At 55.0% G+C, this 6,968-nt stretch carries 11 protein-coding genes; 1 reads left to right on the top strand and 10 read right to left on the bottom strand.

Features of this window, described 5'->3' with window-relative positions; all coding sequences use genetic code 11:
- Nucleotides 1-96: 96 nt before the first annotated feature.
- Nucleotides 97-714: a hypothetical protein gene (locus tag F2P46_RS35245; RefSeq protein ID WP_166899108.1), complete on the bottom strand. Its 618-nt coding sequence runs from the start codon at nucleotides 712-714 to the stop codon at nucleotides 97-99.
- Between the two features lie 167 nt (nucleotides 715-881).
- On the opposite strand from F2P46_RS35245, the gene F2P46_RS35240 reads away from it, so the two are divergent.
- Entirely contained in the window at nucleotides 882-2,618 is a 1,737-nt protein-coding gene (locus tag F2P46_RS35240) for a phosphodiester glycosidase family protein (protein ID WP_166899106.1), read from the top strand.
- A gap of 32 nt (nucleotides 2,619-2,650) precedes the next feature.
- On the opposite strand, the gene F2P46_RS35235 is transcribed toward F2P46_RS35240, so the two are convergent.
- The 9 genes from F2P46_RS35235 to F2P46_RS35195 all read right to left on the bottom strand — a co-directional run.
- Nucleotides 2,651-3,016 carry a hypothetical protein gene (locus F2P46_RS35235; protein ID WP_229509590.1) on the bottom strand — a complete coding sequence of 122 codons (366 nt, stop codon included), beginning with the start codon at nucleotides 3,014-3,016 and terminating at the stop codon, nucleotides 2,651-2,653.
- Nucleotides 3,013-3,408 carry a hypothetical protein gene (locus tag F2P46_RS35230; RefSeq protein WP_166899104.1) on the bottom strand — a complete coding sequence of 132 codons (396 nt, stop codon included), beginning with the start codon at nucleotides 3,406-3,408 and terminating at the stop codon, nucleotides 3,013-3,015. Before F2P46_RS35230 ends, F2P46_RS35235 begins: the two co-directional genes overlap by 4 nt.
- Complete coding sequence (locus F2P46_RS35225) at nucleotides 3,405-3,863, bottom strand: lysozyme (protein ID WP_166899102.1); 459 nt, start codon at nucleotides 3,861-3,863, stop codon at nucleotides 3,405-3,407. Before F2P46_RS35225 ends, F2P46_RS35230 begins: the two co-directional genes overlap by 4 nt.
- Nucleotides 3,847-4,068, bottom strand: coding sequence for a hypothetical protein (locus F2P46_RS35220; RefSeq protein WP_166899101.1), 222 nt, complete (start codon nucleotides 4,066-4,068; stop codon nucleotides 3,847-3,849). The genes F2P46_RS35225 and F2P46_RS35220 overlap by 17 nt, the downstream gene beginning before the upstream one ends.
- Nucleotides 4,065-4,421, bottom strand: a complete 357-nt coding sequence (locus F2P46_RS35215; protein ID WP_166899099.1) for a hypothetical protein — start codon at nucleotides 4,419-4,421, stop codon at nucleotides 4,065-4,067. Before F2P46_RS35215 ends, F2P46_RS35220 begins: the two co-directional genes overlap by 4 nt.
- A gap of 14 nt (nucleotides 4,422-4,435) precedes the next feature.
- On the bottom strand, nucleotides 4,436-4,789 hold the full coding sequence (locus F2P46_RS35210; RefSeq protein WP_166899097.1) for a hypothetical protein: 354 nt from the start codon (nucleotides 4,787-4,789) through the stop codon (nucleotides 4,436-4,438).
- A 7-nt stretch (nucleotides 4,790-4,796) separates the two neighbouring features.
- Nucleotides 4,797-5,774 (bottom strand): hypothetical protein, encoded by a 978-nt coding sequence (locus F2P46_RS35205; protein WP_166899095.1) that lies wholly within the window; start codon nucleotides 5,772-5,774, stop codon nucleotides 4,797-4,799.
- Entirely contained in the window at nucleotides 5,774-6,700 is a 927-nt protein-coding gene (locus F2P46_RS35200) for a hypothetical protein (protein WP_166899093.1), read from the bottom strand. The genes F2P46_RS35205 and F2P46_RS35200 overlap by 1 nt, the downstream gene beginning before the upstream one ends.
- A partial coding sequence (locus tag F2P46_RS35195) for a hypothetical protein (RefSeq protein WP_208296912.1) occupies nucleotides 6,697-6,968 on the bottom strand: 272 nt, incomplete at its 5' end. The genes F2P46_RS35195 and F2P46_RS35200, both read right to left, overlap by 4 nt.

Genomic DNA, 6,968 nt, shown 5'->3' with positions numbered 1-6,968 from the left:
TGAGATTAGCCATGATTCCGCCGCCGTAAACGATCAAATTTCGTCCGACATCACGAAAAAGCGATGAAAAATTGTGCTCTCCTGATGTCGGCCAGTTCAGAAAAATCGTTTTGCAATTGGCTCAGTTAGCAAGCGAAGATCGAATTCAATTCGGTCGGAATTTTTTTGCAAAGGTAACGATTGTGAAGAGCCCGAGGAGTCGCCAAAACGCAGCCACGTAGGGTCAACGTTGAACCATTCCGCAAGTGCAACCAGCTTTTCTTGCGTAGGAATCGCCTCGCCTATGAGCCATTTTCTGGCGGCGTGCGAAGTGATCGTCATCCGTGGAAAGCGAACGTTAAATGCCTTAGAAAGCGCGGTAGGACTGCTGCTGTACGGTGCAAACGCGCTTATGCAGCGCAGTCGATCGGCAAAGTCGGATCGGAAAATCTCTCCAGGTGTCATCTTGTTCATCGCTACTCGCTGAAATGTTTTCGAAATGATACCCGTGAACGAGGATGGAATGAGCACGAAATTTCTCGGCCGCTGTGCTCGGCATCGCAGCGCCGGTAGTGCGCCAGCAGGTCGGCGCTGACCATCTGCATGGGCGAGCGGTCCGGACCATCTATCCGGTGCATCTCCAGGATCAGCGGCCAAGAATGGTGTCGCTATATTTTGAATACCACAATTCATTAAATCGCTACCTATCACATCTGAGAGGTCAATCTCTAACATACAAAAAGCTTAACTATTGGCTCTAGAATAAGAAACGCGTATAGTGGAACTGTTGCGAAAATTTTCATATTTCATATTTCGCAATTCTCTAATCAGCGACTCCATTTTTGCATGAGACCCACGCGAGTTCCCGCAAGGAAATCTAAAAAATATCACAAAGGAAATTTATGAGAGTATATTTATTGGCACCTATTGCCGCGATTATGTTCAACAGTAGCGCTAAAGCGGATAGCTTCCCTTTTAATCCCATCCCTCTTCCTGATTACATAGCTAAAAATCAGGACAGAGAAATTGGTCGCCTGAAGATTAGTGTCGCCTCAGCAACTACTACCAACACACCAGAATTACGCATTGGGGGTATCGTCATATGTTCAAAAACATCATGCTACCGCCCCAACATAACGACAACCTCGACAAGCCGGATTACCGTAAATGGTACTGCAAATTTGATTGTGGATTCCAGTATTTCACATTCAAACATTGAGAAGATTTTTTTCGAAAATATCAAGGGCGGAAACGTCGCCGGATCCATATCATTATCGCGACCGTTAAATATCGAAAAAGGGTTTTACGGGGGTGAGATTTTCGTTACCCTAAAACCCACCGGCATAGGTAAAAACCAATTTTTCGGACCGAGTAATGCAACTAGCAATCTTTTACGCGAAAACGGCCGGTCGATATATTACAACCCTGCTTTCGCGGCTACAGTCAACCTGGATTTCGGAGTCAACTTCAAGCTGCCGGCCGGCGCACTGAGCGAGCCAGAAATATTTAACATTCAGGTAAACGATACAGGAGATCAATTCCCTTCAATCGATATATACCCTTATGTGACGTTAAAAAAACAAGCATCAATAAGCGCTAGAAGAATAGAAAGACTTACTAAGAAGTCTACGCAACCTCAAGTCTTGACATTACCGTCCCCAGGAACTGAAAGCGAATCAAAAAAGGCTGAGATCTCGCCCGCCTCGGTCGATAAAGCCATATCAAAAACCGAATATATTAAAAGTTCATTTTTCGAAGAACTAAATGTAACTGTAGTACGAACACCTAATGTGGGAGTGACGGCCGCTGGCATTACTACCACGTGTAGCGCGCATTTGTCCCATCCAACGAATATGAAAATTATTAAGGATGCAATGGCATCTGCGACATCAGGCATAGTACATTTACCGTGGTGCAAAGAGCTAAAGCCATCTGTACATATTGCATTGATCAATCTTACTCATCCACGTATCAAATACAAAATACCATACAATGTCATTCGGAATCCTAATACTAACTACAACCATTATGAATTGAGAAGACTATCTACTGTACTCCCGGTAGGTGGCGTCGCAATCAACGGATTTATGTGGGAGGGTGATGAGGGAACCGGCCCCAATCAAGGTGGATATCCAAAAGGGTTTTTGGTATCAGAAGGCATAGAATTAGCTAACAATGTTCCAGGAGGCGGCTTCCGTGTTTACGCCGATGACACCAACGATGGCAATAAATTAGTAATGGCGCATTTTGCGAATTTGGCGGAAAACCCTGGGTTTGCGGAGGCATATAAATCGAACTTTACCTACCTCTATGCCCGAACAGTAGTCAGTTCTTCAACTTCCGTTCTAAAAAATGGCAATGTATGCTCTGGTGATACGACAACAAGTCGTTGGTCCGCAGTAGGGGCGGGACCAGGATTTATGATGCTAGTATCATCAACCTCCGATGGTGAAACAAGTGCAAGCGAGTTATGCTCTCTATTTACGATATTTGGAGCAAACGGCGCTCTGAGGCTGGACGGTGGCCCTAGTGCTGCGATGATTGTTGACAATATACACGTCAACCCCCTCAAGGGCTTGTATAGCTTTAAGTATGGGACCAGCCGCTATATTCCTTACGGGTTACACTTTTCATGGTGAACCTAATATAGTTTTGTATCCCGCCGCCTCGCTCACAAGCACCCCGCGATCACGGCCTCCAGTTGCGCCTCGTACTTGAGGTGCACCGGCAGGTCGCGCGCCAGTGCCAGGATCTTCTCGCCGTTGCTGGCATCCGGCGCCAGGGTGCGCGTTGCGAACGTCGGCCGAGCCGGTGCCGCCGTCACGCATGGGCGGTAAACCGGCACCTTGACCTCTTGCACGACCGGCGCCGGGCCAGCGCAGGCAGAAAGCAATAACACGAGTCCGATCAACAGGTGGCCGGCCAAGAGTGAGTATCCATGCGGGTTTCGTCCTGTTTTAGTGTCGCCAGCAGGCCAGCGCCGGAATCTGCCAAAAAATTGCGGAAAATCGAAATTTCGAAATTTCGAAAGTTTCATCGGGTAGCCTCCAAAATCAGGTCAACGGTCGGCATGGCCTCGTCGCAGGTGGTGGCGCGTGCGCCGGCAACCTTGGCCAGCGCGGCGTCGAAGCGCCGGCCAGCGACAGCGGCCTGCTGCTGGGCGGCCTGGCCGCGTGCGTCGGCCTCCAACTTGGCGGCGCCGGCGGCAGTCACAACGCCGTTCTGCCGCTCGATAGCGAGGCGCAGGGCGGCGCTGGCAGCCTGCTCGTCCTTGAGGTCGGCCAGCGCCTGGTCGCGCGCACTGGCGATCATCCACCAGCCGGTACCGCCTGCTGACACCACCACGATCAGCACCACAAGCAGCACGATGGCCGCGATCTGCCACAGCCCGCCCTTGACGCTGGCGGCCAGCGTTTCGACGGCGCTCACTCTGCACCCACGAGGCACATGTTGCGCTCGGCATGGCGCCGCTTCACCAGCCCCGGCAGCTTGATGCCCTTGGCAAGCGTCCAGCGCAGCAGCTCGTCGCAGCCGCCCGCAATGTCACCGGCGTTCAGCTTGCGCGCCAGCGTGGAGCCGCACAGATTGGTCTGGCCGACGTTGTAGGCGAAGCTGACCAGCGCGGCGCGCCGGTAATCTGGCAGTGGCGCCCGAATGCAGTCATCGACCGCGTGGTTCGCCAGCTGCAGCGACGCGGCCAGCATGCCCTTGCACTGCTCGAGCGTCGCGCGCTGGCCCATGTGCACGCCCTTGGTTTCGCCGAAGCAGATCGTGGGAATGCCGACCGGGTCCAGGTATGCCGCCTGGCGCAGCCCTTCGAAGCCGGCCACCATCGTGAGCGCGATCGCCGCCCAGCCGGCGCGCTGCTTATTTGTCGTTACCATGGAGTTCTTTCTGCGCCAGGAGGCGCGACACATTTGCGAAAATGGAGACCGCCGCGGCGCCGCCGGCGAACATGCCGTTCGGCACACCGGCCGGCTGCCAGATGGCCACGGCCACCTCGGCCGCGCCGAATACGGTGGCTGCCACGTTGAATTTCACGCTCCAGGCCTTGCGCAGCACGGTGCGCCATTCAGGGAGCAATCTCATTTGCGGCTCGACCTTTCCAGCGCGTCGACACGCATGGCCAGGCCGTCGTTGACGCGGCGAAGCTCGTACTGCGCTTCCTTGACCATGTCCAGGCGGCTGTCGCGCTCGTCGACGCGCTTTTCCAGCTTGGCCGTGTTCATGATCAGCTGATCGAGTTTGTTGGATTGTCCGGCGACGCTCCAGACCATTGCCGCGAGGAAGCCGATGATCGCGGCAACGGAGGACAGAAGCCATGTAAGAGGAAGCTGCAAGTCTATGATTCTTGCTGGTGGTGGGGGTGGTGGGTGGGCCATGAGGTTCTCGCAGAAGGTGGTGAGCAAGCAATAAAAAAGCCGCCCGAAGGCGGCCAGCACTGGAGTGCGCAGGATCAGTCGATGGTCGCAGCGGTGATGAACAGGGCGTCGATGTCGGCCGGCGTCAGCTTGAGCACCTGGCGGATGCCCTCGACCAGCCAGTGGTCACGGCGCACGTTCTGCGCGTATTCAAGGTACGTGCGCGCCTGGTCGCCGTCGACGCCTGGCATCGCGTCGACAAAAGCCTTCACGGCAGCCATGTGGCCGGCCGCGCCCAGCGCCAGGCGTGCGTTCAGCATCGGCACGGATGCCGGCACCACCGGCATGGCGGCGGCAGCGATATCAAGCTCGCGCTGGGCAATTTCATCGGGCGTCGCGGGGCGCGTCATCATCTCGCCGGTGACGGGGTTGAGTTCACAGATATTCATATTGGCCTTATGCGTTCTTGTAGCCGTAAAAACGGACGGTGCCTTGCGGAAGAAAGGTTGTCCCACCCGACCAAAAAAAGCGTAGTCCGGTTATAGCGCCACCAGTAAAACCGAAGTTTTTTCTTTCGTTGTAGACGCCGCCAGATTGGCCGCCGCCACCAACAAAAAGTGCATTGCTTTCCCCGGTCTTCATGCGCGTGGCGCTATTAATGTTGCGAATACAAATACGCGTCGAGAGCCCAGTGTGCGGGTAGGTGGCGACGGTGGAGGAACCACTCACAGTGGTCGCAAGCGATACATTAGACAGAGCCATTGCATTATTGTTGTTGTCGACTACCGTGCCATATACCGTAGATGTGTTAATCACCCCCCCCACAAAAAAACGCATGAAAAGAGACTCGCCATTTGCTAACGGCATAATGTCGTGCATAAAGCATTCAACCCAATCCCACTCACCGGTGAAAATACTGGCGAAATCCAAAGTTGCCGTAGCAGCTGGGGTGTACGGCCCGCCTATCAGGCGCATTCCTGTATCCTCCAACATCGCCAGCGTTCCACTTTTATTTGGGATAGTGACGGTACGCGTAGTTCCGGTTGTAAAGCCATCGACTTCGAATTTCAGTTGCTTGGTGATATCGGCGCTGCCTTTTACCACCGGATTCGCATCCGAGAATGCAGCGGTGGTGCCGATGGTTGTGGCGCTGGCTGCTGCGGCGTCCGCAGAATTCTTCGCTTGGGTACGATAACTTTCAGCGGCGTCCGCAGCCGCTTGCGTTAGGCCTCTGTTCGATAGTGCCGAAGTCGCAGACGCCGCAGCATCAACCGCATTGTTATACACATTGGTAGCAACTGCCCCAAATTGCGAAGCTCCAGCAACCAACCAGTTGACAAATGCATCGACTCGGGACGAAAACGTCGTTCGATCTCCGCGCTGGATTGCGGGTGTCGGGACGGGTGTAATTGTCGGCGGAATTTGGATAGCCATCAGATAAAGCCTTTCACATCAAGGGTTACGGTACATTCGTCAGGGCCGTCGTAGGACAGCGCGGGCGTGCCAAGCCCGAATACTCTGAGAGGCGAGTAGTCGGTAAGGTCTGTGGCAATCCACACGCACGGGACCGCCTGAACGCTTTTCAATGTGGCGTGGACCGTGTTTGCTTCGGCTATTCCAAGCTTCGCGGTCAAGGCCATATCGGTCGTGTTTGCACCGGGCGTAATTGTGGTGCGTCCGAATCGGTCAACGTCGATAAAGCTGTAGCTATTCGGCGTCACTTTGGCGCCGTATTCTGTCAGCCCGATCGGCTTCATGTCACCCAAGGCGATCAGCCCGCATTTCACAGGCCCTGTCACCTTTGTGAGCGTGATCGTGATCTGCGCGTTGTTGAAGGCTTCCAAGCCCGTCGCGAGGAAGTCGGTCTGCGGCTTGAACCGGTCGAAGAAGTACTCGTAGTAGTCGGCCGGCTGAGATGCCTCGAGGGGGCCAGCGTAGCTGTAGATAGCGCTACCCCCTGGGGCATCCAGGACAGTGATGCTCAAGGCGTCGGCATCCAGGCCGAACAAGGCGACAGCATTGAAACTGCCAGGCTGCAGGACGATGGTCAGCGGCGACGCGATGACGCACTGCGTCGATACAAACGCGTCGAACAGCGCCCATCGATTCGTCGGCCCCTGATCGACCCACCACGGCACCGCGCCGAACTGGTTGATCAGATCAGTAGGGTCGTGCCCGACGTTGGCCGAAGCAGACACGCTCTCGTAAATCCGATGGGTGACGGTGCTGATGCAGCGCTGCCCGATCGTGTACGACGTGGCAGCGTTGTAGACCCCGTAATCGGTCTCGGGCACGGTAGAACTAATGATCATCGCGCCGGTAATCGCTACCGGCGCCAGGACGCTACAGGGTTGGCTCATGCGGGCACCGCTTTCATTCTGACTGCGTTTCCACCGGAACTGACGTTGTTAAACTGCTTGGCCAACTGGTCACCACTGTTCGCCGACTTCTCTGTTGCTGCGGCAGTTCGCTGCGAGTCAGCCTTCAACTCGGCCAACTCTCGCCGGACCTCGCGCAGCTCCGCGACAACATCAGCGTTACCACCGCCGCCCAGCATCGAACGGGTCTGGCTGGCGTTGAAAATACGCGACGGGCCGGTAGCTTCAAGCTCCGGGCCATTCTCACCAA

Source organism: Massilia sp. CCM 8734, from assembly GCF_011682155.1.
Lineage (GTDB): Bacteria > Pseudomonadota > Gammaproteobacteria > Burkholderiales > Burkholderiaceae_D > Telluria_A > Telluria_A rubra.
This window is presented reverse-complemented; position numbering and strand designations above follow the sequence as displayed.